At 62.1% G+C, this 25,787-nt stretch carries 21 protein-coding genes and 2 tRNA genes; 1 reads left to right on the top strand and 22 read right to left on the bottom strand.

Annotated elements, in window-relative coordinates:
• Positions 1–27 precede the first annotated feature (27 nt).
• From pnp to rlmE, 15 genes are all read right to left on the bottom strand, one after another.
• Positions 28–2,133: a polyribonucleotide nucleotidyltransferase gene (gene pnp, locus ACXHGZ_RS02045; RefSeq protein WP_084855473.1), complete on the bottom strand. Its 2,106-nt coding sequence runs from the start codon at positions 2,131–2,133 to the stop codon at positions 28–30.
• A 250-nt stretch (positions 2,134–2,383) separates the two neighbouring features.
• Positions 2,384–2,653: a 30S ribosomal protein S15 gene (rpsO, locus tag ACXHGZ_RS02040; protein WP_011532144.1), complete on the bottom strand. Its 270-nt coding sequence runs from the start codon at positions 2,651–2,653 to the stop codon at positions 2,384–2,386.
• A 149-nt stretch (positions 2,654–2,802) separates the two neighbouring features.
• Positions 2,803–3,720: a tRNA pseudouridine(55) synthase TruB gene (gene truB / locus ACXHGZ_RS02035; RefSeq protein WP_480462131.1), complete on the bottom strand. Its 918-nt coding sequence runs from the start codon at positions 3,718–3,720 to the stop codon at positions 2,803–2,805.
• A gap of 3 nt (positions 3,721–3,723) precedes the next feature.
• The gene (gene rbfA / locus ACXHGZ_RS02030) at positions 3,724–4,122 is read right to left on the bottom strand and encodes a 30S ribosome-binding factor RbfA (protein WP_224457887.1); all 399 of its coding nucleotides are present in this window, start codon (positions 4,120–4,122) and stop codon (positions 3,724–3,726) included.
• Between the two features lie 115 nt (positions 4,123–4,237).
• Positions 4,238–6,775: a translation initiation factor IF-2 gene (infB, locus tag ACXHGZ_RS02025; protein ID WP_480462129.1), complete on the bottom strand. Its 2,538-nt coding sequence runs from the start codon at positions 6,773–6,775 to the stop codon at positions 4,238–4,240.
• A 27-nt stretch (positions 6,776–6,802) separates the two neighbouring features.
• Positions 6,803–8,284, bottom strand: a complete 1,482-nt coding sequence (gene nusA, locus ACXHGZ_RS02020) for a transcription termination factor NusA (protein ID WP_070092245.1) — start codon at positions 8,282–8,284, stop codon at positions 6,803–6,805.
• Between the two features lie 59 nt (positions 8,285–8,343).
• Positions 8,344–8,802, bottom strand: coding sequence for a ribosome maturation factor RimP (gene rimP / locus ACXHGZ_RS02015; RefSeq protein WP_043210161.1), 459 nt, complete (start codon positions 8,800–8,802; stop codon positions 8,344–8,346).
• 129 nt (positions 8,803–8,931) lie between these two features.
• Positions 8,932–9,008, bottom strand: a tRNA-Met gene (locus tag ACXHGZ_RS02010).
• Between the two features lie 98 nt (positions 9,009–9,106).
• A tRNA-Leu gene (locus tag ACXHGZ_RS02005) sits at positions 9,107–9,192 on the bottom strand.
• A gap of 21 nt (positions 9,193–9,213) precedes the next feature.
• Positions 9,214–9,606 carry a preprotein translocase subunit SecG gene (gene secG, locus ACXHGZ_RS02000; protein WP_196145662.1) on the bottom strand — a complete coding sequence of 131 codons (393 nt, stop codon included), beginning with the start codon at positions 9,604–9,606 and terminating at the stop codon, positions 9,214–9,216.
• A 4-nt stretch (positions 9,607–9,610) separates the two neighbouring features.
• Positions 9,611–10,366, bottom strand: coding sequence for a triose-phosphate isomerase (gene tpiA, locus ACXHGZ_RS01995; RefSeq protein WP_480462126.1), 756 nt, complete (start codon positions 10,364–10,366; stop codon positions 9,611–9,613).
• A gap of 66 nt (positions 10,367–10,432) precedes the next feature.
• The gene (gene glmM, locus ACXHGZ_RS01990) at positions 10,433–11,773 is read right to left on the bottom strand and encodes a phosphoglucosamine mutase (protein WP_480462124.1); all 1,341 of its coding nucleotides are present in this window, start codon (positions 11,771–11,773) and stop codon (positions 10,433–10,435) included.
• Positions 11,774–11,789: 16 nt separating this feature from the next.
• Positions 11,790–12,641, bottom strand: a complete 852-nt coding sequence (gene folP, locus ACXHGZ_RS01985; protein ID WP_480462123.1) for a dihydropteroate synthase — start codon at positions 12,639–12,641, stop codon at positions 11,790–11,792.
• Between the two features lie 8 nt (positions 12,642–12,649).
• On the bottom strand, positions 12,650–14,557 hold the full coding sequence (gene ftsH, locus ACXHGZ_RS01980; protein WP_084855481.1) for an ATP-dependent zinc metalloprotease FtsH: 1,908 nt from the start codon (positions 14,555–14,557) through the stop codon (positions 12,650–12,652).
• 203 nt (positions 14,558–14,760) lie between these two features.
• Positions 14,761–15,387, bottom strand: coding sequence for a 23S rRNA (uridine(2552)-2'-O)-methyltransferase RlmE (gene rlmE / locus ACXHGZ_RS01975; RefSeq protein ID WP_084855482.1), 627 nt, complete (start codon positions 15,385–15,387; stop codon positions 14,761–14,763).
• Positions 15,388–15,489: 102 nt separating this feature from the next.
• Here rlmE and yhbY point away from each other — a divergent pair, with 102 nt between their 5' ends.
• Positions 15,490–15,798 (top strand): ribosome assembly RNA-binding protein YhbY, encoded by a 309-nt coding sequence (gene yhbY / locus ACXHGZ_RS01970; protein ID WP_084855483.1) that lies wholly within the window; start codon positions 15,490–15,492, stop codon positions 15,796–15,798.
• A gap of 128 nt (positions 15,799–15,926) precedes the next feature.
• On the opposite strand, the gene ACXHGZ_RS01965 is transcribed toward yhbY, so the two are convergent.
• The 7 genes from ACXHGZ_RS01965 to dnaK form a co-directional block, all read right to left on the bottom strand.
• Positions 15,927–16,376, bottom strand: a complete 450-nt coding sequence (locus ACXHGZ_RS01965; protein WP_480462120.1) for an MFS transporter — start codon at positions 16,374–16,376, stop codon at positions 15,927–15,929.
• Positions 16,354–16,836: a transcription elongation factor GreA gene (gene greA / locus ACXHGZ_RS01960; RefSeq protein WP_480462119.1), complete on the bottom strand. Its 483-nt coding sequence runs from the start codon at positions 16,834–16,836 to the stop codon at positions 16,354–16,356. The genes ACXHGZ_RS01965 and greA overlap by 23 nt, the downstream gene beginning before the upstream one ends.
• A complete protein-coding gene (gene carB, locus ACXHGZ_RS01955; RefSeq protein ID WP_084855485.1) occupies positions 16,833–20,054 on the bottom strand; it encodes a carbamoyl-phosphate synthase large subunit in 3,222 nt (1,073 codons plus the stop codon). Before carB ends, greA begins: the two co-directional genes overlap by 4 nt.
• Before the next feature lie 107 nt (positions 20,055–20,161).
• Complete coding sequence (gene carA, locus ACXHGZ_RS01950; protein WP_084855486.1) at positions 20,162–21,298, bottom strand: glutamine-hydrolyzing carbamoyl-phosphate synthase small subunit; 1,137 nt, start codon at positions 21,296–21,298, stop codon at positions 20,162–20,164.
• Positions 21,299–21,630: 332 nt separating this feature from the next.
• Positions 21,631–22,437, bottom strand: a complete 807-nt coding sequence (gene dapB / locus ACXHGZ_RS01945; protein WP_084855487.1) for a 4-hydroxy-tetrahydrodipicolinate reductase — start codon at positions 22,435–22,437, stop codon at positions 21,631–21,633.
• Between the two features lie 13 nt (positions 22,438–22,450).
• Positions 22,451–23,575, bottom strand: a complete 1,125-nt coding sequence (gene dnaJ, locus ACXHGZ_RS01940; RefSeq protein ID WP_224457877.1) for a molecular chaperone DnaJ — start codon at positions 23,573–23,575, stop codon at positions 22,451–22,453.
• Between the two features lie 190 nt (positions 23,576–23,765).
• The gene (dnaK, locus tag ACXHGZ_RS01935; RefSeq protein WP_084855489.1) at positions 23,766–25,691 is read right to left on the bottom strand and encodes a molecular chaperone DnaK; all 1,926 of its coding nucleotides are present in this window, start codon (positions 25,689–25,691) and stop codon (positions 23,766–23,768) included.
• Positions 25,692–25,787: the final 96 nt, after the last annotated feature.

Below are 25,787 nucleotides of genomic sequence, written 5' to 3'. Positions count from 1 at the left end.
AAGGGCCCTTTCTTTTGTCGCTGACGTTTAGACGCCGGAGGCCTTGGCAGCCGCCACGTCCTTGATCGACAGCTTGATACGGCCGCGGTTGTCCACGTCCAGTACCAGTACTTCGACTTCCTGGCCTTCCTTCAGAACGTCGGTGACCTTCTCCACGCGCTCGTTGCTGAGCATGGAGATGTGCACCAGGCCGTCCTTGCCCGGCAGGATGTTGACGAAGGCGCCGAAGTCGACGATACGCTCGACCTTGCCCACGTAGATCTTGCCGATCTCGGCCTCGGCAGTGATGCCCAGGATGCGCTGCTTGGCAGCTTCAGCGGCTTCCTTGGTTTCGCCGAAGATCTTGATCGAGCCGTCGTCTTCGATGTCGATCGAAGCCTTGGTTTCCTCGCAGATGGCGCGGATGGTGGCGCCGCCCTTGCCGATGACGTCACGGATCTTGTCGGTGTCGATCTTCATGGCCAGCATGGTCGGGGCGTTGGCCGACAGCTCGCTGCGCGATTGGGCGATGATCTGGTTCATCTGGCCGAGGATGTTCAGGCGCGCTTCCAGGGCCTGGCCCAGGGCGATTTCCATGATCTCTTCGGTGATGCCGTTGATCTTGATGTCCATCTGCAGCGCGGTGACGCCCTTGGCGGTACCGGCAACCTTGAAGTCCATGTCGCCCAGGTGGTCTTCGTCACCCAGGATGTCGGTCAGGACCGCGAACTTGTCGCCTTCCTTGACCAGGCCCATGGCGATACCGGCAACCGGCGCCTTCATCGGTACACCTGCGTCCATCAGAGCCAGGGAAGCACCGCACACCGAGGCCATGGAGCTGGAGCCGTTGGATTCGGTGATTTCCGACACCACGCGGATGGTGTACGGGAACTCGTCGTCGCTCGGCAGCATGGCCTGGACGCCACGACGGGCCAGACGGCCGTGGCCGATCTCACGACGGCCGGCACCGCCCATGCGGCCGCACTCGCCGACCGAGAACGGTGGGAAGTTGTAGTGCAGCATGAAGGCGTCTTTCTTCTCGCCTTCGAGGGTGTCCAGCAGCTGGGCGTCACGGGCAGTACCCAGGGTCGCGACGACCAGGGCCTGGGTTTCGCCACGGGTGAACAGGGCCGAACCATGGGTCTTGGGCAGAACACCGACTTCGATGTTCAGCGGGCGGACAGTGCGGGTGTCACGGCCATCGATACGCGGCTTGCCGTTGACGATGTTTTCGCGGACGGTGCGGTATTCCAGCTCGCCGAAGATGTCCTTGATCTGGCCGGCGGTCGGGCCGGTCTCTTCGTTGGACAGGCGGGCAACAGCCTGGTCGCGCAGCTCGCCCAGACGGTTGTAGCGGTCGGCCTTCAGGGTGATGGTGTAGGCTTGGGAGATGGCCTCGCCGAACTCGGCACGCACCAGATTCAGCAGCTCGGTGTTGGCAGCAGGTGCCTGCCAGTCCCAGGTCGGCTTGCCGGCTTCGGCAGCCAGTTCCTTGACGGCCTGGATCACGGCCTGGAACTCGTCGTGGGCGAACAGCACGGCGCCCAGCATCTGGTCTTCGGTCAGTTCCTTGGCTTCGGACTCGACCATCAGTACGGCGGACTCGGTACCGGCGACGACCATGTCCAGGCTGGACGCTTGCAGTTGCTCGTAGGTGGGGTTCAGCAGGTAGCCGGTGCTTTCATGGAAGGCGACGCGTGCAGCGCCGATCGGGCCTTCGAACGGAATACCAGAGATGGCCAGGGCAGCCGAGGTACCGATCATCGCAGCGATGTCCGGGTCGGTCTTCTTGCTGGTGGAAACCACGGTGCAGACGACCTGCACTTCGTTCATGAACCCTTCAGGGAACAGCGGGCGGATCGGACGGTCGATCAGGCGCGAGGTCAGGGTTTCCTTTTCGGAAGGACGGCCTTCACGCTTGAAGAAGCCACCCGGGATCTTGCCGGCGGCGTAGGTCTTTTCCTGGTAGTGGACAGACAGCGGGAAGAAACCCTTGCCTGGATCGGCCTGCTTGGCACCGACCACGGTCACCAGCACGGTGACATCGTTATCGACGGTGACCAGTACAGCACCGGTGGCCTGACGGGCGATACGGCCTGTCTCGAGAGTAACGGTCGACTGACCGAACTGGAACGTCTTGATTACCGGGTTCACGGTTTCCTACCTTTTTCAGTGGCTCTGGGGGGAACTTGTTCTTGCGAATTCTTGGGCAGAACGGGGAATCGGCCCCATTGACCGTCCAGATACAACACGAGGCTGGGAGCCTGGCCGCCGGGCGGAAAATCCGCTCAGCACAGCCAGGCTGCCAACCTCGGAGATACGCGTGGCGTGCCTGACGCGAATGCTGCCAGGCAGCATTCCCGAAACATGCGACACGCCATGCACACCACTGGCCAGGACGCTATTAGCGACGCAGGCCCAGGCGACCGATCAGGGCGCTGTAACGAGTGGTGTCTTTGCCCTTCAGGTAGTCCAGCAGCTTACGACGCTGGTTGACCATACGGATCAGGCCACGACGGGAGTGGTGGTCTTTTTCGTTGGCCTTGAAGTGGCCTTGCAGCTTGTTGATGTTGGCGGTCAGCAGAGCAACCTGCACTTCCGGGCTACCGGTATCGCCGGCGGCTTGCTGGTATTCGGCAACGATCTGAGCTTTTTCTTCGACGCTGAGGGCCATTTGGCTTCTCCTGATAAACGGATCCCGCGAACGGTCTCCAATAGGCCAGGGACAAGTCCCTGTATTAATGAGAAGAGGCGTGACCGTGCCTATTAACAGCCACCCTCGGTTCCGCAGGTTTCGGCCGGGGCCTCGGCCTGCGATTTCGATCATTCCGACCGAATCAGTCGACGCGGCGCAATACGCCCGTCTTCGCTCACTTCACCGATACCGATGAAGCGTTCATTGTGATCCTGTACCCGGACCATGCCGAACTGCGGGGCATCCGGGGCGCGAACCGCCTGGCCATGCAGCCAGTAGAACGCACTGTGCTCGGAGAGACGCACCAGCGGCCATTCCTGCAACCCACTGTCGGACGGCATGAGGAAGCGGTCGAGCGCTTCGTTGCCACCGTCTGCATGGGCCTGCTCAAGGGCCTCGAGGGTCACGGTCTGGGCCAACTCGAACGGGCCAGCCTGGGTACGGCGCAATTCGGCGACATAGGCACCACAGCCCAGCGCCTCACCGATATCCTCCACCAGGGTGCGAATATAGGTGCCTTTGCTGCAACCGACCGACAGGCGAACCCGGGTGCCTTCGCACTCGAGCAACTCCAAGCGGCTAATAGTAACAGAACGCGCCTCGCGCTCCACTACCTCTCCTGCACGCGCCAGTTTGTACAACGGCTGGCCGTCTCGCTTTAGGGCCGAGTACATCGGCGGAATCTGGCTGATTTGACCACGAAAGCGTGGCAGCACGGCCTCGATATCGGCACGACCAACGGTCACCTCGCGGGTCTGCAGGACTTCGCCCTCGGCATCGCCGGTGCTGGTCGTCTGCCCCAGTTGCATGACCGTCTCGTAGCCCTTGTCGGAATCGAGCAGGTACTGGGAGAACTTGGTGGCTTCGCCGAAGCACAACGGCAGCACGCCGGTGGCCAGCGGGTCGAGGCTACCGGTGTGGCCGGCCTTTTCGGCATTGAGCAGCCAGCGGACCTTCTGCAAGGCGGCATTGGAGGTAAACCCCAGCGGCTTGTCCAGCAGGATGATGCCGCTGACATTGCGGCGGATTCGTTTGACCTGGGCCACCAATTACTCCTCGGCGTCCGCTTTGTCGGCATCCTTGTGCAGGCGATCCTCGGCCACGGCACGCTCGATCAGCGCCGACAGGTGGGCACCCCGGCTGACACTTTCGTCAAAGTGGAAATGCAGCTGTGGCACGCTGCGCAGTTGCATGACACGGCCCAGGTGCAGGCGCAGGAAGCTCGCAGCGCTGTTGAGCGCCTTGAGCGTCTGCGGCACGGCATCGGTGCCGTCCTGGCCCATGACGGTGATGAAGACCTTGGCATGGCCCAGGTCGCGGCTGACATCCACGGCGGTGATGGTCACCAGGCCAACTCGCGGATCCTTGACTTCGCGACGGATCAGCTCGGCCAGCTCACGCTGCATCTGATCGCCGATGCGTTGGGTACGGCTATATTCTTTTGCCATTCTTGCTACCTGTAACTAAAGCGGCAAACGCCCGGACAGGCTCAAGCCTGACCGGGCGCTACCTTCAGAGGCGCTGCCAGCCGCCCTGGGGCGGGGCCTGCGCCACGCTCGCCCCTTACAGGGTACGAGCCACCTGGACTTTCTCGAAGACTTCGATCTTGTCGCCGACCTTGACGTCGTTGTAGCTCTTGACGCCGATACCGCACTCCATGCCATTACGCACTTCGGAGGCGTCGTCCTTGAAGCGACGCAGCGATTCCAGTTCGCCTTCGAAGATCACCACGTCCTCGCGCAGTACGCGGATCGGACGGTTGCGGTACACGGTACCTTCGATGACCATGCAGCCGGCGATGGCGCCGAACTTCGGCGAGCGGAACACGTCACGCACTTCGGCGACACCCAGGATGTTCTCGCGAACATCGCTGCCGAGCATGCCGGTCAGTGCCTTCTTGACGTCTTCGATGATGTCGTAGATCACGTTGTAGTAACGCATATCCAGACCTTCCTGCTCGACGATCTTGCGCGCACCGGCATCGGCACGCACGTTGAAGCCGAACAGCACCGCGTTGGACGCCAGGGCCAGGTTGGCATCGCTTTCGGTGATACCACCGACACCGCCACCGACCACACGGACCTGCACTTCGTCGTTGCCCAGGCCGCTGAGCGAGCCCTGCAGCGCTTCGAGGGAACCGCGAACATCGGTCTTGAGGACGATGTTGAGGGTCTTCTTCTCTTCCTGACCCATGGTCTCGAAGATGTTTTCCAGCTTGCCGGCGTGGGCACGGGCCAGCTTGACCTCGCGGTACTTGCCTTGACGGAACAGGGCGACCTCGCGGGCCTTCTTCTCGTCGGCGACCACGGACATCTCGTCACCGGCTTCAGGCGTGCCATCCAGGCCGAGGATCTCGACCGGGATTGCCGGGCCGGCTTCCTTCACAGGTTTGCCGTTCTCGTCGAGCATGGCTCGCACGCGGCCATAGTTCGAGCCGACCAGGACCATGTCGCCCTGACGCAGGGTACCGTCCTGAACCAGGATGGTCGCCACCGGGCCACGGCCCTTGTCCAGGCGCGACTCGACCACGACACCACGACCTGGAGCGGTCGGGGTAGCGGTGAGCTCGAGGATCTCGGCCTGCAGCAGCACGGCTTCGAGCAGTTCGTCGACGCCGGTACCCATCTTCGCGGAGACCTTGACGAACGGGGTATCGCCACCCCAGTCCTCGGAGGTCACGCCTTCGACGGCCAGCTCGTTACGGATGCGATCGATATCGGCACCCGGCTTGTCGATCTTGTTCACCGCGACCACCAGCGGAACGCCGGCAGCCTTGGCGTGCTGTACCGCTTCGCGGGTCTGCGGCATCACGCCGTCGTCCGCCGCCACCACCAGGATGACGATGTCGGTGGCCTTGGCACCACGGGCACGCATCGCGGTGAACGCGGCGTGGCCTGGGGTGTCGAGGAAGGTGACCATGCCGCGGTCGGTTTCCACGTGGTAGGCACCGATGTGCTGGGTGATACCACCGGCCTCGCCAGCGGCAACCTTGGCACGACGGATGTAGTCGAGCAGCGAGGTCTTACCGTGGTCGACGTGGCCCATGACGGTCACGACCGGTGCACGCGGCTCGACTTCACCTTCGAACTTCAGCGATTCGGCCAGGGAGTCTTCCAGGGCGGTGTCGCTGATCAGGGTCACCTTGTGGCCCAGTTCCTCGGCTACCAGCTGAGCGGTTTCCTGGTCGAGCACCTGGTTGATGGTGACCGGGGTACCCAGCTTGAACATGAACTTGACGACTTCAGCGGCCTTGATCGACATCTGCTGTGCCAGTTCCGAAACCGTGATGGTCTCGCCGATGGTCACGTCACGGATGACTGGACCGGTCGGGTTCTGGAAGCCGTGCTGGTTGCGCTTCTTCGGCTTGCCCTTGCCACCGCGACCGCGACGGAAACCATCGCTCTCTTCGTCGGTGGTACGAGGCGCTGCGCGAGGCGTAGGCGCTTTTTCCTTTTCCTTGACCTTGACCTTGATCGAAACGCGCGGGGCTTCGCCACGGCGCTCGCCACCCCCACGACGGTCGTCGTCACGGGTACGGCTTTCGTTGCGGCGGGTCTCGTCCTTCTTGCGCTCGGCGGCACGGGCCGCTGCGTCTTCGGAGACTGGGGCCTCCGCCACTACCGGTGCGGCGACAGGCGCCGGAGCCGGCTCGGCCTTGGCCGCAGGCGCCGCAGAGGCGGCTTCGGCGGCCTGGCGACGGGCCTGCTCTTCGGCGCGCTGGCGCGCTTCGGCGTCGGCTTTTTCGCGAGCAGCGTTTTCGGCTGCACGGCGCTCTTCCAGCTCACGCTTCTGCTCAGCCTGGATTTCTTCCGGGCTGCGCTGCACGAATACTTTCTTCTTGCGTACTTCTACGCTGATGCTCTTGCTACCGGCGACACGCAGGGTGCTGGTGGTCTTGCGCTGCAAGGTGATCTTGCGCGGCTCTTCCGCCTTGCTCTTGTGGCTGCTCTTCAAATGAGTCAGCAGAACCTGCTTTTCATTGTCGGTCACTACCTGACCGGCGTCGGTGTGCGGCAGACCTGCCTCACGCATCTGCTGCAGCAGGCGCTCTACCGGTGCCTCGACCTCTTGGGCCAGCTCTTTCACCGTGACTTGCGTCATGCACTTCTCTCCTCAGGCCACGCCTAATTACTCGAACCAGTGGGCTCGGGCGGCCATGATCAACTTGCCGGCACGCTCTTCGTCGATGCCGTCGATGTCGAGCAGATCGTCAATCGACTGCTCGGCCAGGTCTTCGCGGTTAACCACGCCGCGCACCGCCAGTTCCGCCGCCAGGTCCTTATCCATGCCCTCGAGGGAGAGCAGGTCGTCGGCCGGGTGGGCGTCTGCCAGTTTTTCTTCGGTAGCGATGGCCTTGGTCAACAAACGGTCCTTGGCACGAGCGCGCAGCTCATTGACGATATCCTCGTCAAAGCCATCGATGTTGAGCATTTCTTCCAACGGTACGTAGGCAATTTCTTCGAGGCTGGTAAAGCCTTCGTCGACCAGCACTTGGGCCAGCTCCTCGTCGACTTCCAGTTCCTCGATGAAGTTGCGCAGGATGTCGCCGGTTTCTGCTTGCTGCTTGGCCTGGATATCCTTCTCGGTCATCACGTTCAGGGTCCAGCCGGTCAGCTGACTGGCCAGGCGAACGTTCTGACCGCCACGGCCAATGGCCTGGGCCAGGTTGTCTTCGGCAACGGCGATGTCCATCGCATGGGCGTCCTCATCAACGATGATCGCTGCAACCTCGGCAGGCGACATGGCGTTGATGACGAATTGCGCCGGGTTCTCGTCCCACAGGACGATATCCACACGCTCACCGCCCAGCTCGCCGGATACGGCCTGGACGCGCGAACCGCGCATGCCGATGCAGGCACCTTGCGGGTCGATGCGCTTGTCCTTGGAGCGGACGGCGATCTTGGCACGCGACCCCGGATCACGGGAGGCGGCCATGACTTCGATGAGGCCTTCGGCGATTTCCGGCACTTCGATGCGGAACAGCTCGATCAGCATCTGAGGCGCGGTGCGCGACAGGATCAGCTGCGGGCCGCGGTTCTCGGTGCGGATCTCCTTGAGCAGTGCGCGCAGGCGCACGCCGACACGGAAGGTCTCACGTGGAATGATGTCTTCACGGGCCAGCAACGCCTCGGCGTTGTTGCCCAGGTCGACGATGACGTTGTCGCGGGTCACCTTCTTGACCGTGCCGGAGATAATCTCGCCAACACGTTCACGGTAAGCGTCGACCACCTGGGCGCGCTCGGCTTCGCGAACCTTCTGCACGATCACCTGTTTGGCGGTCTGGGCGGCGATGCGGCCGAATTCGATCGACTCGATCTTCTCCTCGATCACGTCACCGACCTTGGCATCCGGGTGGGTCTCGTGGATCTTGCTCAACCAGGTCTCGATCGCCGGATCGTCCAGATCGGCTTCGTCAACCACGGTCCAGCGACGGAAGGTCTCGTAGCTACCGGTGTGGCGGTTGATTTCCACACGCAGGTCGACTTCGTCCTCAAAACGTTTTTTGGTTGCAGTGGCCAGGGCCACTTCCAGCGCTTCGAAAATGACGCCGGGCGGTACACCTTTTTCGTTGGATACCGATTCAACAACCAGCAGTACTTCTTTGCTCATCGTACGCCTCGCCTTGCGCAAGCCATTGGGCCCGGATAGTCCGCCGGGCCCGGCACGTCTCAGTCAAAACTGGGAATAATATTGGCCTTGTCGATCGAGTCGATCGGCAGCAGGAATTCATGGTTGTCCACCTGGACCACCACATCCTGGTCCTCCACGCCGCGGAGAAGGCCCTGGAAGTTACGACGACCTTCGAAGGGCGTACGCAGCTTGATCTTCACTTGTTCGCCGGCATGCGAGGCAAACTGTTCCAGAGTGAACAGCGGGCGGTCCATGCCAGGAGAGGACACCTCAAGGGTATATTCGTTGGTGATCGGGTCTTCCACATCGAGGATAGCGCTGGCCTGGCGACTGACCGCTTCGCAGTCGTCCACCAGGATTCCGCCTTCCTTGTCGATATAGATACGCAGTACCGAATGCTTACCCTGGGAAACGTACTCGATCCCCCAGCATTGATAGCCCAGACCCTCGACCACCGGGGCCAACAAGGCCTGCAACTGTTCTAGCTTGCTCGACACCTGAACCCCCTCGTGCATGCTGTGCAAATAAAAAATGGGCAAAGCGCCCATCCCTGAAAGCGCCGTTGGACAACGACGCGAAGAACTGTCAGCTAGCAAAAAGCCCCTGAAAAGGGGCTCCGCTGAAGCTGGTTGCGGGGGCTGGATTTGAACCAACGACCTTCGGGTTATGAGCCCGACGAGCTACCAAGCTGCTCCACCCCGCGACAAAGCTGGGGCGAAAGTATAAGACCGAACCCGTTACAGGGTCAATCCGACCTCCACCTGCAAGAAAGCCCGCTAAAGCGGGCTCTCATGCTTCAATTGGTACCGAGAAGGGGACTCGAACCCCTACACCCTATGGGCACAACCACCTCAAGGTTGCGTGTCTACCAATTCCACCACCTCGGCAATACTACTTCTTGAAACCCGTTACTTCTGCTCTTCGGTTGGAGGAGGTACGTCACCAGCGTTGGTGGTTTCGCTCTTCTTCTCCTGGAGCACCGGTACATCATCATTTACTGCCGGCTTCTGCTCTTTGACTTCCAGCACTGCTGGATCTGGCAGACCTGCTTGAGTCAGCTGGTGAGCTTTCTCTTTAGCGAAGTATCCTAACCCAAGAGCAGTCAAAAAGAAAGTGGCAGCAAGTATAGCAGTAACTTTACTCAAAAAGGTAGCGGAACCTTGGCTTCCGAACACAGTATTTGAAGCACCTGCGCCGAAAGATGCACCTGCTTCCGCACCTTTACCCTGTTGCAGCAACACGAACACTACGAGTGCCACGGCCGCCAACAGATGAAAAACAACTACGACTGTTTCCAGCATTTGTTCAGTTTCCTGCGGCGCGACAAATTGCACCGAATTCGTCTGCGTTCAGGGACGCTCCACCAATGAGCCCCCCATCGATATCCGGCATGCCGAACAGTTCGGCCGCATTGGCCGCCTTCACGCTGCCGCCGTAGAGAAGCTGCACGTTCTGGGCAACTTCAGCGTCCAGCGCCGCCAACTGCGCCCGAATGGCTGCATGCACATCCTGGGCTTGCTGGGGCGAGGCCGTCAGACCTGTGCCGATGGCCCAAACAGGCTCATAGGCGATTACCGCATTGGCAAAAGCGGCAACACCGAACGCGTCGATGATACTGCTCAATTGACGCCCAACGACTTCGAGCGTCTTGCCTGCCTCGCGCTCCTCAAGGGTTTCCCCTACGCAGAGCACGGGCTTCAAACCACTTGCCTGGGCGGCTGCGAACTTGCGGTTGAGCACTTCGTCATTCTCGCCAATGACTTGGCGACGCTCCGAATGCCCGATCAACACAAGCTTGCAACCTGCTTCGGCCAACTGAGCCGGTGCAATCTCCCCGGTCAGTGCGCCCTGTTCGGGCTGTACAGCAGAATTCTGGGCTCCGACGATGATCCCCTTCCCTTGCAGCCCATCAACCACTTGATTGATGAACAGGGCCGGTGGAAACACCGCGACTTCCACACCGCTCGGCAGGGCCAGATTGCTCAAGCCCTCGGTCAGCTCAGCGACGCTGGCGCGGGTACCGTGCATCTTCCAGTTACCAGCTACCATGGGGCGACGCATGCTTTACCTCGTCGGTCAAAGTGGGCGCAGATCTTACCCAACCCGAACTGCGCTGGCAAGCGTCTTTCAGGCACAAACTTCGCCAACCAGCTTGGCCAGTGCCTCGGCATGGCCACGGACCTGGTTTTCGTCGTCGCCTTCGACCATCACCCGGACCAATGGCTCGGTGCCAGACTTGCGCAGCAGCACCCGGCCGCGACCGGCCATGGCCTCGGTGACCTTGGCACTGGCCTCCTGCACGGCGGGGTTTTCCAGCGGGTCGTCCTTGCCCGCGCCGAAACGCACATTGATCAACACCTGCGGGCACTTGCGCAGGCCCTGGCGCGCCTGGGCCAGGGTCTCGCCGCGACGTTTGAGCGCCATCAGCACCTGCAGCGCCGCGATGATCGCATCACCCGTGGTGGTGTGATTGCCACACACCACATGCCCGGAGTTCTCGCCTCCCAGCTGCCAGTCACGCTCGAGCAGTTCGGCCATGACGTAACGGTCGCCGACCTTGGCACGGGCGAACGGGATATCGAGGTCCTTGAGCGCGAGCTCCAGGCCCAGATTACTCATCAGGGTACCCACTACCCCACCCTGCAGCTTGCCGCGATCCTTGAGGTCACGGGCGATGATGAACAGCAGCTCGTCGCCGTCGACAATAGCGCCGGTGTGATCGACCATCAGTACGCGGTCGCCGTCACCGTCAAAGGCGATACCCAGGTCCGCATGGCCGACCAGCACGGCAGCCTGCAGCGATTCGATATGGGTCGAACCGCAGCCTTCGTTGATATTCAGGCCATCAGGCTGGGCATGCAGCACGGTGACTTCGGCGCCAAGCTCGCGGAAGACGCTTGGCGCCACCTTGTAAGTTGCCCCGTGGGCACAATCGACTACCAGCTTGAGCCCGTCGAAGCTGGTGCTGCTCGGCACGCTGCTCTTGCAGAACTCGATGTAGCGACCGGCCGCATCATTGATACGCGACACCTTGCCCAGCTTGCTCGACTCGACCACGGTCATGGGCTGGTCGAGCAACTCCTCGATCATCAGCTCGACTTCGTCGGGCAGCTTGGTGCCCTGGCCGGAGAAGAACTTGATGCCATTGTCGTCGTGCGGGTTGTGCGAAGCACTGATGACGATACCGGCTTCGGCATGGAAGGTACGCGTGAGGTAGGCGATCGCCGGCGTCGGCATCGGCCCCAGCAGCAACACATCGGCACCCGCCGCGGACAAGCCAGCCTCGAGGGCGGACTCGAACATGTAGCCGGAGATGCGCGTGTCCTTGCCCACCAGCACGCGGCAATTGCCCTGCTTGCGGAAGGCCATGCCCGCCGCCCAGCCCAGCTTCAGCATGAAGTCGGGAGTGATCGGGTATTCGCCGACACGGCCACGAATGCCATCGGTACCAAAGTATTTTCTGCTCATAGGGACTCCAATGTTCTTATTCGGCGTTCTGCACCGCGGCAATCATGCGTACCACGTCGACGGTTTCAGCCACGTCGTGCACACGCAGGATGCTCGCACCCTTGGTCATGGCCAGCGCGGCCAGCGCCAGGCTGCCGTAAAGCCGCTCACCGACGGGACGATCCAGCGTCAGGCCGATCATGCTCTTGCGCGAGACACCGACCAGCAACGGTCGGCCCAGGCGGTAGAGCACTTCCATGTGTTTGAACAGGCTAAGGTTATGCTCGAGCGTCTTGGCGAAACCGAAGCCCGGATCGAGGATGATCCGTTCGGCGTCGATCCCGGCGGTCGCGCATGCCGCCATCCGCTCTTCAAGATAGCGCGTCACATCCACGGAGACATCGTCGTAGTGTGGATTGTCCTGCATATTGCCCGGCTCGCCACGCATGTGCATCAGGCACACCGGCAACCCGGTAGCCGCGGCGGCATCCAGCGCGCCGTCGCGCTCCAGGGCGCGTACGTCGTTGATCAGGCCGGCGCCCAGGCGGGCCGACTCACGCATGACAGCCGGCGTGGATGTGTCGACCGAGATGATCACGTCAAGGCGGCTGTTGATCGCCTCGACCATGGGCGCCACGCGCTCCAGCTCCTCGGTGGGGGAAACCGCGCGTGCGCCGGGGCGAGTGGACTCGCCACCGACGTCGATCAAGGTCGCACCGGCCGCCACCATCGCCTCGGCGTGGCGCAAGGCTTCGTCACGCTGACTGAAGCGCCCGCCATCGGAGAAGGAATCGGGGGTGACATTGAGGATACCCATGACATGGGTACGGGACAAATCAAGAACCCGGTTGCCGCAAGGCAACCGGGTCGGGTACTGCTTTGAAGTCATAGATGCCCTTAGTGTTGAGCCGCAGGACCGCCGATCGGCGACTCCGGGCGATCACCCTGGGAGGCCTGGTTGCCGGAGGTACCGGCGTCGTTGTCCCAGTCACGCGGTTCACGCGGCGTACGGCCGGCCATGATGTCGTCGATCTGGTCGGCATCGATGGTCTCGTACTTCATCAGGGCCTCGGCCATGGCGTCGAGCTTGTCGCGGTTGTCGGTCAGGATCTGCTTGGCCGTGGCGTAGCAGTGATCGATGATGCTGCGCACCTCGGAGTCGATCAGCTTGGCCGTCTCACCCGACACGCTGGCATGCTGGCTAGCCGCGCTGCGACCGAGGAACACCTCGCCCTCCTCCTCGGCATACATCAGCGGGCCGAGCTTCTCGGACAGGCCCCACTTGGTGACCATGTTCCGGGCGATCTGACTCGCGCGCATGATGTCGTTGGAGGCACCGGTGGTGACGCCGTCGAAGCCCAGGGTCATTTCCTCGGCGATACGGCCGCCATACAGCGAGCAGATCTGGCTGATCAGCGCACGCTTGGACAGGCTGTAGCGATCTTCCTCGGGAAGGAACATGGTCACGCCCAGCGCACGACCGCGCGGAATGATCGAAACCTTGTACACCGGGTCGTGCTCGGGAACGAGGCGACCGACGATGGCATGGCCTGCCTCGTGGTAGGCCGTGTTCTGTTTTTCCTTCTCGGACATGACCATGGTCTTGCGCTCGGCGCCCATCATGATCTTGTCCTTGGCCAGCTCGAACTCCTTCATCTCGACCAGGCGCTTGCTGGCGCGAGCGGCGAACAGCGAGGCCTCGTTGACCAGGTTGGCGAGGTCGGCACCGGAGAAACCGGGGGTACCGCGGGCGATGACGGCCGCATTGACGTTTTCGCCGACCGGCACCTTGCGCATGTGCACCTTGAGGATCTGCTCACGGCCACGGATATCCGGCAGGCCGACCACCACCTGGCGGTCGAAGCGGCCAGGACGCAGCAGCGCAGGGTCCAGGACATCCGGACGGTTGGTGGCGGCGATCACGATGATGCCGTCGTTCATCTCGAAGCCGTCCATCTCCACCAGCAACTGGTTGAGGGTCTGCTCGCGCTCGTCGTGACCACCGCCCATGCCGGCACCACGATGGCGACCCACGGCATCGATCTCGTCGATGAAGATGATGCAAGGCGCGTGCTTCTTCGCCTGCTCGAACATGTCACGGACACGGCTGGCACCCACGCCGACGAACATCTCGACGAAGTCGGAACCGGAAATGGTGAAGAACGGCACCTTGGCCTCGCCTGCGATGGCCTTGGCCAGCAGGGTCTTACCGGTACCGGGCGGGCCGACCATCAGCACGCCACGCGGAATGCGGCCACCCAGGCGCTGGAACTTGCCCGGGTCGCGCAGGAACTCGACCAGTTCGCCGACCTCTTCCTTGGCCTCGTCGCAACCGGCGACGTCAGCCAGGGTGGTCTTGACCTGGTCTTCGGACAACAGGCGCGCCTTGCTCTTGCCGAAGCTCATCGGGCCGCCCTTGCCGCCCGCACCGCCCTGCATCTGGCGCATGAAGAACATGAACACGGCAATGATCACCAGGATCGGGAAGCTGGCCACCAGCAACTGGGTCCAGATGCTCTGCTGTTCAGGTTGCTTGCCTTCGACGGTGACGTGGTTGTCGACCAGGTCGCCGATCAGGCCGTTGTCGGTGATGGCCGGGCGGATGGTCTTGAAGTTGTCGCCGTCGGTGCGCTTGCCGGTAATGACATAGCCGTCGACGGTGACACGCTCGACCTTACCGTCCTTGACCTGCTGAATGAAGTCGGAGTAGTTGAGGGTCTGCGGCTCGTTCGGGCTGGAGAAGTTGTTCATCACCGTCACAAGGACTGCCGCGATGATCAACCACAGGATCAAATTCTTTGCCATGTCGTTCAATTAGCTACCCTCTGAGGCCGGCGCACGACGCTGCCGTGCCTCGCATGATATTCACCGCCCTAACTTACTACATTACCTACGCATCCGCAGGCGCCGTCTGTAACCCTTTGTGAAAGCTAGACTACACGAAGTTCGGACGATCCTGACGGAACCGCCGATTGGAAATAACTATCGGAGGCCCCGCAAAACGTCACTCACGCCCCTTTGAAGCCACGGCCCAACAGGTACTGTTCGCGGGAACGATCCCGGGAGGACGAAGGCTTGCGCATCTGTACCTTGTCGAACTTGCTACGTACATCCTTGAGGTACTGGTCGAACCCTTCACCCTGGAAGATCTTGATCAGGAAGTCTCCACCAGGGCGCAATACGCGGGTCGCGAGATCCAGGGCCAGCTCACAGAGGAACATGGCACGCGGCATGTCCACGGCGGGCGTACCACTCATATTGGGGGCCATGTCGGAAATCACAAGGTCCACGTGCGAATCGCCCACCGCTTCGAGGATGCGCTGGAGCACTTCATCCTGGGTAAAATCGCCCTGGATGAAGGTAACGTCGGGGATCGAGTCCATTTCCAGGATGTCCGAAGCGATCAGGCGCCCTTGCCCGCCGATCAGACGACTGGTCACCTGTGACCAGCCTCCTGGGGCCGCGCCCAGGTCGATCACGCTCATGCCAGGGCGGATCAATTTGTCCTTTTCCTGGATCTCCAGCAGTTTGTAGCTCGCGCGCGAGCGGTAGCCGTCCTTTTGCGCCTGCTTGACGAAAGGATCGTTGAAATGCTCTCTCAGCCAGTTATGGCTGCTCTTGGAACGTTGCGCCACAGGGCACCTCGATGATATGCGTCGTGATTGACTGGGCGGAGCCAGTGGCCCTCGGGTAAAATGGCCACCAATTTTACAGAATCAGACGAAAAGGGTCAGATTATGCCGCTCAATAACGAGCAGAAGAAACAATACAAATCGATTGGTCACGACCTGAAGCCGGTCCTGATCGTCGCGGGCAATGGTTTGAACGAAGGCGTGGTCGCCGAACTGGAGCGCGCCCTGACCGATCACGAACTGATCAAGGTCGAAATCCGCTCGGAAGACCGCGAAGAGCGTGCCGCCGCCATCGCAGAACTGTGCAAGGCCGGCCGTGCCGAGCTGGTGCAGACCATCGGCAAGAAGGCGCTGATCTACCGCAAGAACCCGCAGCCGAACAAGCAACTGTCCAACATCCACCGTTACAAGTAACGGTACGGACGCAACCGTACAAACCTGTGGGAGCCGGCTTGCCGGCGATCACCGGCGCAGCCGGTGCCAAGCACTGCGATGCCTTCATCGCCGGCAAGCCGGCTCCCACAAAGGCATGGATCGCCAGGTCAATGGCGCGATTTTCGCACCCTGACCGGAACCGGCTGGGCCACCAGCACGATGCCGGAAAAGCCCAGCACCAGGAAACAGAACATCTGCCACCGCTCGCCCACGGAGATCCCGTAGCGCAGTGTGTAGTAGCCGACGCAGGCACCGAAACCGAGCAATAGCATCTGGCCACGGAACTGCCGCCACCAGGCCGAAAGGCCATCCACCCTCGCCAATACCGCCAGCTGGGTCATCAGGCCGAGCAACGCGACGCCGATCAACCAGCGGTCGATCTGCGCAGCCACGTCCTGCACGAGCAATGGCGCAAGGCCGGTCACCTTGAGCGCCGGCACCAGCCCTACATGAAATACCCACAGGCCGCCGACCCAGAAGACCTGGGCCAGCTGCCATAGGATCCCTTCGAGGGATGGCGCCCGCGGATGCCGGTCAGATGTGCTTGACTTCGACAATCTCGTACTCGACCGTGCCGTTTGGTGTCTTGACGACAACGGTGTCACCTTCTTCCTTGCCGATGATGGCACGGGCGATCGGCGCACTGTTCGAGAGCTTGCCTTTCTTTACGTCCGCCTCGTCCTCGCCCACGATCTGGTAGGTCACCTGATCGCCGGTCTCGGTATTCTCAAGGTCCACGGTGGTCCCGAAGATCACCTTGCCGGTGTGCGCAATGGTGGTGACATCGATCACCACCGAGTTCTGCAGGCGACCTTCGATGTCACGGATACGCGCCTCGACCATACCCTGCTCCTCGCGGGCGGCATGGTATTCGGCGTTTTCCTTCAGGTCACCCAGCTCACGCGCCTCGCCAATCGCCTGGCTCAGGCGCGGGCGCTCGGTCTTGCTCAAGAAGAGCAGTTCCTCTTCCAGGGCGCGAGCGCCCTGGACGGTCATTGGGTACTTGGCAATGCTCATGCGTTCAATCCTGCGTGCAGATCCTGCAAGCGACGAACGGTCTTCTCGGGACCGAATTTCAGCGCTTCACAGATGGCTTCACCTGCCGCAATGGTCGTGGTGCAGTAGATCTTGTGCTGCAGCGCATTGCGACGAATCGAGTAGGAATCGGCGATCGACTGGCGGCCTTCGGTGGTGTTGATGATCAGCGACACTTCGTCGTTCTTGATCATGTCGACCACATGCGGGCGACCTTCGGTCACCTTGTTCACGCGGCGCACCTTCAAGCCTGCCGCCTCGATGACCTTGGCGGTGCCCGCGGTAGCGACCACTTCGAAGCCCAGGGCGATCAGGTCGCGGGCGACACCGGCCACTTGCGGCTTGTCGTCGTCGCGCACGCTGATGAACGCGGTACCGCTGCAAGGCAGGATTTCGCTGGCGCCCATCTGGGCCTTGGCGAAGGCTTCACCGAAGCTGTCGCCGACACCCATGACTTCACCGGTGGATTTCATCTCAGGGCCGAGGATCGGGTCAACACCTGGGAACTTGGCGAACGGGAAGACGGCTTCCTTGACGCTGTAGAAGTTCGGGATGATTTCCTTGGTGAAGCCCAGCTCTTTCAACGATTTGCCGGCCATGACACGAGCCGCGATCATCGCCAGGGAGGTGCCGATGCACTTGGAGACGAACGGCACGGTACGCGAAGCGCGCGGGTTGACCTCGATCACGTAGATCTTGTCGCCCTGCAGCGCCAGCTGCACGTTCATCAGGCCGACCACGCCCAGCTCCAGGGCCATCTTGCGGACCTGCTCGCGGACTTCGTCCTGGACGTTGGCCGGCAGCGAGTACGGCGGCAGCGAGCACGCGGAGTCACCGGAGTGCACGCCGGCCTGCTCGATGTGCTGCATGATCGCGCCGATCACCACGTCGGTACCGTCGCAGACCGCATCCACGTCCATCTCGATGGCGCAGTTGAGGAAGTGGTCGAGCAGTACCGGGCTGTCGTTGGATACCTGGACCGCTTCGCGCAGGTAGCGCTTGAGCTCGTCCAGCTCGTAAACGATTTCCATCGCACGGCCACCCAACACGTAGGACGGACGCACCACCAGCGGATAGCCGATGTCGCCGGCGGCGCGAATGGCTTCGTCTTCGCTGCGCACGGTGGCGTTTGGCGGCTGGCGCAGGTTCAAGCGCTGGACCATCTGCTGGAAACGCTCACGGTCTTCGGCACGGTCGATGGCGTCCGGGCTGGTACCGATGATCGGCACGCCGGCTTCTTCCAACGCGCGCGCCAGTTTCAGCGGAGTCTGGCCGCCGTAGTGGACGATGACGCCTTTTGGCTTCTCGACACGGCAGATTTCCAGCACGTCTTCCAGGGTCAGCGGCTCGAAGTACAGGCGGTCGGAGGTGTCGTAGTCGGTGGAGACGGTTTCCGGGTTGCAGTTGACCATGATGGTCTCGTAACCGTCTTCGCGCAGCGCCAGGGCTGCGTGCACGCAGCAGTAGTCGAACTCGATGCCTTGGCCGATACGGTTCGGGCCACCGCCGAGGATCATGATCTTGTCGCGGGTCGACGGGTTGGCCTCGCACTCTTCCTCATAGGTGGAGTACAGGTAGGCGGTGTCGGTAGCGAACTCGGCGGCGCAGGTGTCGACGCGCTTGTAGACCGGCAGCACCTCCAGCTTGTGGCGGTGACGGCGCAGGTTCTTGTCGGTCACGCCCAGCAGCTTGGCCAGGCGCTGGTCGGAGAAGCCCTTGCGCTTGAGGCGCAGCATCAGTGCCTTGTCGATGGCGGCCAGGCCCAGGGTCTTGACCTTCTCTTCTTCCTGGATCAGGTCTTCGATCTGCACCAGGAACCAGTGGTCGATCTTGGTCAGGGCGAAGATTTCATCACGGCTCATGCCGGCACGGAAGGCATCGGCGACATACCAGATACGCTCGGCGCCCGGCACGGTCAGCTCACGCTTGAGGATGCTCATGGCTTCCGGGTTGGCCAGGTCGACCTTCGGGTCCAGGCCGCAGGCGCCGACTTCCAGGCCGCGCAGGGCTTTCTGCATGGACTCCTGGAAGGTACGGCCGATGGCCATGACCTCACCCACGGACTTCATCTGGGTGGTCAGGCGGGCATCGGCTTTCGGGAACTTCTCGAAGGCGAAGCGCGGCAGTTTGGTGACCACGTAGTCGATGGAGGGCTCGAAGGATGCCGGGGTACGACCGCCGGTGATGTCGTTCTGCAGCTCGTCGAGGGTGTAGCCGACGGCCAGCTTGGCGGCGATCTTGGCGATCGGGAAGCCGGTGGCCTTCGAAGCCAGGGCCGAGGAACGCGATACCCGCGGGTTCATCTCGATCACGACCATGCGGCCGGTGTTCGGGCAGATACCGAACTGCACGTTGGAACCACCGGTTTCGACGCCGATTTCACGCAGCACCGCCAGCGAGGCGTTGCGCATGATCTGGTATTCCTTGTCGGTCAGGGTCTGCGCCGGAGCGACAGTGATCGAGTCGCCGGTGTGCACGCCCATCGGGTCGAAGTTCTCGATGGAGCAGACGATGATGCAGTTGTCCTTCTTGTCGCGGACAACCTCCATCTCGTATTCCTTCCAACCGATCAGCGATTCGTCGATCAGCAGCTCCTTGGTCGGCGACAGGTCCAGGCCGCGGGCGCAGATTTCTTCGAATTCTTCACGGTTGTAGGCGATACCACCACCGGTGCCGCCCATGGTGAACGACGGGCGGATGATGCAGGGGAAGCCCAGGCGCTCGAGCACCGCATTGGCTTCTTCCATGCTGTGGGCGATACCGGAACGCGGGCACTCCAGGCCGATGGCCTTCATCGCCTGGTCGAAACGCGAACGGTCTTCGGCCTTGTCGATGGTGTCGGCATTGGCGCCGATCATTTCCACGCCGAACTTCTCCAGCACGCCGTGGCGCTCGAGGTCCAGGGCGCAGTTCAGGGCAGTTTGGCCACCCATGGTCGGCAGCAGCGCGTCCGGGCGCTCCTTTTCGATGATCTTGGCCACCGATTGCCATTTGATCGGCTCGATGTAGGTAGCGTCGGCCATGGCCGGGTCGGTCATGATGGTGGCCGGGTTGGAGTTCACCAGGATGACGCGGAAGCCTTCCTCGCGCAGGGCCTTGCAGGCCTGGGCGCCGGAATAGTCGAATTCACAGGCCTGGCCGATCACGATCGGGCCGGCGCCGAGAATCAGGATGCTTTTGATGTCTGTACGTTTTGGCATGGGTTGTCACTCAAATCCGCGGGTCAGTCGGCAAGCCGTCTTGAACAATCTGGGTCAGGCGCTTCCGGGTGCGGCGCGAGCCGCCCCGGGGCCTTGATGCAGGATGCTCAGCGGCGCTTGGCCATGGCATCGATGAAACGATCGAACAGTGGCGCGACGTCGGTCGGGCCTGGGCTCGCTTCAGGGTGGCCCTGGAAGCTGAACGCGCTCTTGTCGGTACGCTCGATACCCTGCAGGGTGCCGTCGAACAGCGACTTGTGGATGGCGCGAACGTTGCCCGGCAGGGTGGCTTCGTCGACGGCGAAACCGTGGTTCTGGCTGGTGATCATGACCACGCCGCTGTCCAGATCCTGGACCGGGTGGTTGGCACCGTGGTGGCCGTGGCCCATTTTCATGGTCTTGGCGCCAGAGGCCAGGGCCAGCAGCTGGTGACCCAGGCAGATACCGAAGACCGGAATGTCGGTCTCGAGGATGTCCTTGATCGCCTGGATCGCGTAGTCGCACGGCTCGGGGTCGCCAGGGCCGTTGGAGAGGAACACGCCATCAGGGTTCAGGGCCAGGACTTCGCTGGCTGGGGTCTGGGCCGGCACCACGGTCAGGCGGCAGCCACGGGCGACCAGCATGCGCAGGATGTTCAGCTTGACGCCGTAGTCGTAGGCCACCACGTGGTAGGGCAGATCGGCCGCTTCCAGGGTCGGGTGGCTGTCGGTTTCCAGGTTCCACACGCTGGAGCGCCATTCGTAGCGGTCCTTGGTGGACACTTCCTTGGCCAGGTCCATGCCCTTGAGGCCTGGGAAGGCGCGGGCAGCGGCGATGGCGGCTTCTTCGCTGATGTCGTCACCGGCCAGGATGCAGCCGTTCTGAGCGCCTTTTTCGCGCAGGATACGGGTCAGGCGGCGGGTGTCGATGCCGGCGATGGCCACGACGTTGTTGGCTTTCAGGTATTCAGGCAGCGACTGGGTGTTGCGCCAGTTGCTGGCCAGCAACGGCAGGTCGCGGATGACCAGGCCGGCGGACCAGACGCGGTTGGACTCAGCGTCTTCAGGGGTAGTGCCGGTGTTGCCGATGTGCGGGTAAGTCAGGGTGACGATTTGCTGGGCATAGGAAGGGTCTGTAAGGATTTCCTGGTAGCCGGTCATAGCGGTGTTGAACACCACCTCACCAACGGTTTGACCGTCGGCTCCGATGGCTTCACCGCGAAAAATGCTGCCATCGGCAAGGGCGAGTATGGCTGGCTTAGTCAAGAAGACCTCCCGTAAATCAAGCCTGAAAGGGCGATCGCAGGTTGCAAAAAAGCGGAATGACGTATGGACACGTCACCCCGCTTTTATGCTGAATTTGTCTGCGCGCTTTTAGTGGACACACTAAAGCTGTAGCTTACAGAAAATTACGTTTTAGGTCTACCGCGTATGTGTCTCTGAAACACAGGAATGCGACAGGCGACAGCGCTGCCCGATCAAATGCAATAGCGGGACAAGCCCGCTCCCACAAGCACCTCACCGCCTTCGAGAGCGGCGCCAAACCTGTAGGAGCGGCCTTGTGCCGCGAAAGGGTCGCGAAGCGACCCCATTTACGATCAACGCAGCTCGAGCACGTCCTGCATGTCGTACAGACCCGGCTCGCGCCCATCCAGCCACAGCGCGGCACGCACCGCCCCCTTGGCGAAGGTCATGCGGCTGGAGGCCTTGTGGGTGATCTCGACGCGCTCGCCTTCCGCGGCGAACAGCACGGTGTGGTCACCCACCACGTCGCCGGCCCGCACCGTGGCGAAACCGATGGTCTGGCGATCACGGGCACCGGTCTGGCCTTCGCGACCGTAGACCGCCACTTCACCCAGGTCACGCCCCAGCGCCTGGGCCACCACCTCGCCCATGCGCAGCGCGGTACCGGACGGCGCATCGACCTTGTGCCGGTGGTGCGCCTCGATGATTTCGATGTCCACCTCGTCACCCAGCACCCGCGCCGCAGTATCCAGCAACTTCAGGCACAGGTTGACGCCAACGCTGAAGTTGGCAGCGAAGACGATCGGGATCTCTTTGCCCGCCTCAGCCAGCAGCTCTTTCTCTTCCGGCGTGAAGCCGGTGGTGCCGATGACCATGGCCTTGCCCGCCTTGCGGCAGAACGCCAGGTTCTTCAGGGTCACCGAGGGGTGAGTGAAGTCGATCAGCACGTCGAACTCGTCGGCGACCTTGGCCAGGTCACCACAGATTTCCACGCCGATGCGCCCCAGCGCTGCCAGCTCACCGGCATCGGCCCCGACCAGGGTGCTGTCGGGGCGATCGATCGCCGCCGTCAGGCCCGCCTGGGGCGCCTGTTGCTGCACAGCCTCGACGAGGGTCTTGCCCATCCGCCCCGCCGCGCCCATCACTGCAATACGTCGCATAGCCTGTTCCTTGTCAGAGATCGCCGAAGAAGCGCTTCACACCCTCGAACCAGCCACTGGCCTTGGGCGAATGGGAGCTGTCGCCCTGCAGTGAGTCACGCAGCTCCTCGAGCAGCTCGCGCTGGCGACGGCTCAGGTTGACCGGCGTTTCCACCGCCACACGGCACAGCAGGTCGCCCGCCGCACCACCACGCACCGGGGCCACACCCTTGCCGCGCAGGCGGAACTGCTTGCCGGTCTGGGTACCCTCCGGGATCTTCAGCTTGACCCGACCATCGAGGGTCGGCACTTCCAGCTCACCGCCCAGGGCGGCATCGGTGTAGCTGATCGGCACTTCGCAGTACAGGTGCTTGCCGTCACGCTGGAAGATCGGGTGCTCACGCACATTGATGACCACGTACAGGTCACCGGTCGGACCACCATGGGTACCCGCCTCGCCCTCGCCGGAGAGACGGATGCGATCGCCGGTGTCGACACCGGCCGGCACCTTGACCGACAGGGTCTTGTATTCCTCGACACGGCCTTCGCCATGGCAGGACGAGCATGGGTCGGTGATGATCTTGCCCTGGCCATGGCAGCGCGGGCAGGTCTGCTGCACGGAGAAGAAGCCCTGCTGCATGCGCACCTGGCCGATACCGCCGCAGGTCGGGCAGGTCGCCGGAGCCGAGCCCTTCTTCGCACCGGAGCCATCGCATGGTTTGCAATTGACCAGCGTCGGCACGCGAATGCTGACCGTGGTGCCACGCACCGCCTCCTCGAGGTTCAGCTCCAGGGTGTAACGCAGGTCGCTGCCGCGCTGGGCCCCGCCACGTCCACCACCCCGGCCACCGCCGAAGAAGTCACTGAACACATCACCGAAGATGTCGGAGAAGTTGGCACCACCGAAACCTGCACCACCGCCACCCATGCTCGGATCGACGCCCGCATGGCCATACTGGTCGAACGCTGCACGCTTGCTCGCGTCAGACAGTACCTCGTAGGCCTCGTTGGCCTCCTTGAACTTGTCTTCCGACTCTTTATCGCCCGGGTTGCGGTCCGGGTGGTACTTCATCGCCAGCCGGCGATAGGCTTTTTTGAGGTCTGCTTCGCTGGCGCCGCGCTCGACACCCAGTACCTCATAATAATCACGCTTGGACATAGGTCATTTGCACCTTGTTGGGCGTCTGGCATCTGCGCCACGCCATCAACACCTGCCGCCGCTCGGCGCTGACAGATGCTGTAAAAATTCTCGAATTCCAGATACGCCAACGCGGGAGCAAGCCCCCGCGCGGCGACATCCTACCAGCTCACCGACAAACGACGGTGAGCCGGCCGACAACATGCAGGGATTACTGCTTGTTGTTGTCTTTCACTTCTTCGAACTCGGCATCGACCACGTCGTCGTGCTTGGCTTCCGGCTCGGCCTGCTGGGCGCCGCCCTGAGGCTGCTCGGCCTGCTGCTCGGCGTACATCTTCTGGGCAACCGGCGCGGAGACTTTGGACAGCTCCTCGACCTTGGCGTCGATCGCAGCCTTGTCGTCGCCTTTGACAGCGGCTTCCAGAGCAACGACAGCAGCCTCGATGGCAGCCTTCTCTTCGGCGGTTACCTTGTCACCGGCGTCGGCGACCATCTTGCGGGTCGAGTGAACCAGCGCGTCACCCTGGTTACGGGCAGCGGCCAGCTCTTCGAACTTGCGGTCTTCCTCGGCGTTGGCCTCGGCATCACGCACCATGCGCTCGATTTCTTCGTCCGACAGGCCGGAGTTGGCCTTGATCACGATCGACTGGGTTTTGCCAGTGGCCTTGTCCTTCGCGCCGACGTGCAGGATGCCGTTGGCGTCGATGTCGAAGGTGACTTCGATCTGCGGCACGCCACGCGGAGCCGGCGGAATGTCAGCCAGGTCGAACTTGCCCAGCGACTTGTTCTGTGCAGCCTGCTTGCGCTCACCCTGCAGTACATGGATGGTCACGGCGCTCTGGTTGTCGTCGGCGGTCGAGAACACCTGCGACTTCTTGGTCGGGATGGTGGTGTTCTTCTCGATCAGCGCGGTCATCACGCCACCCATGGTTTCGATACCCAGGGTCAGCGGGCTGACGTCCAGCAGCAGCACGTCCTTCACGTCACCGGCCAGTACCGCACCCTGGATGGCTGCACCCATGGCCACGGCTTCGTCCGGGTTGACGTCCTTGCGCGCTTCCTTGCCGAAGAAGTCGGCAACGGCTTTCTGTACCAGCGGCATACGGGTCTGACCGCCGACCAGGATCACGTCGTCGATCTTGCTGACGTCGATACCGGCGTCCTTCAGGGCGATGCGGCAAGGCTCGATGGTGCGCTTGACCAGGTCTTCGACCAGCGACTCCAGCTTGGCACGGGAGATCTTCACGTTCAGGTGCTTAGGACCGGTCGCGTCTGCAGTGATGTACGGCAGGTTGACGTCGGTCGACTGCGAGGACGACAGCTCGATCTTGGCCTTTTCAGCAGCCTCCTTCAGGCGCTGCAGGGCCAGCGGGTCGTTCTTCAGGTCCATGCCGGACTCTTTCTTGAACTCGTCGACGAGGTAGTCGATCAGGCGCATGTCGAAGTCTTCGCCACCCAGGAAGGTGTCGCCGTTGGTGGCCAATACTTCGAACTGGTGCTCACCGTCGACTTCGGCGATTTCGATGACCGAGACGTCAAAGGTACCACCACCGAGGTCATAGACGATGACGGTGTGGTCGCCCTTGGCCTTGTCCATGCCGTAGGCCAGCGCAGCAGCGGTCGGCTCGTTGATGATGCGCTTGACGTCCAGGCCGGCGATGCGACCTGCGTCCTTGGTGGCCTGGCGCTGGCTGTCGTTGAAGTAGGCCGGAACGGTGATGACCGCTTCGGTGACTGGCTCGCCGAGGTAGTCTTCGGCGGTTTTCTTCATTTTCTTCAGGACTTCGGCGCTGATCTGCGGCGGCGCCATTTCCTTGCCACCGGCTTCGACCCAGGCGTCACCATTGTTAGCCTTGACGATCTTGTACGGCACCAGCTTGATGTCTTTCTGCACGACGTCTTCTTCGAAGCGACGGCCGATCAGGCGCTTCACTGCGAACAGGGTGTTGTGCGGGTTGGTGACGGCCTGGCGCTTGGCCGACTGGCCGACCAGGATCTCGCCATCGTTGGCGTAGGCCACGATCGAAGGGGTGGTACGCGCGCCTTCGGCGTTCTCGATGACCTTGACGTTACCGTTTTCCAGGATGGAGACGCACGAGTTGGTGGTCCCCAGGTCGATACCGATGATTTTGCCCATGTTTACTCTCCCGAAACTTGAATTAGGTAGCAGCGACTACTTTGGCCAACTGCGGTAATACTTGAATGCTTGACACCTAGATGGGGATGCCCGGAA

This window comes from Pseudomonas shiyinii, assembly GCF_056725765.1.
Note: the sequence above shows the minus strand (reverse complement) of the source record. Positions and strands in the feature narration are given on the sequence as shown.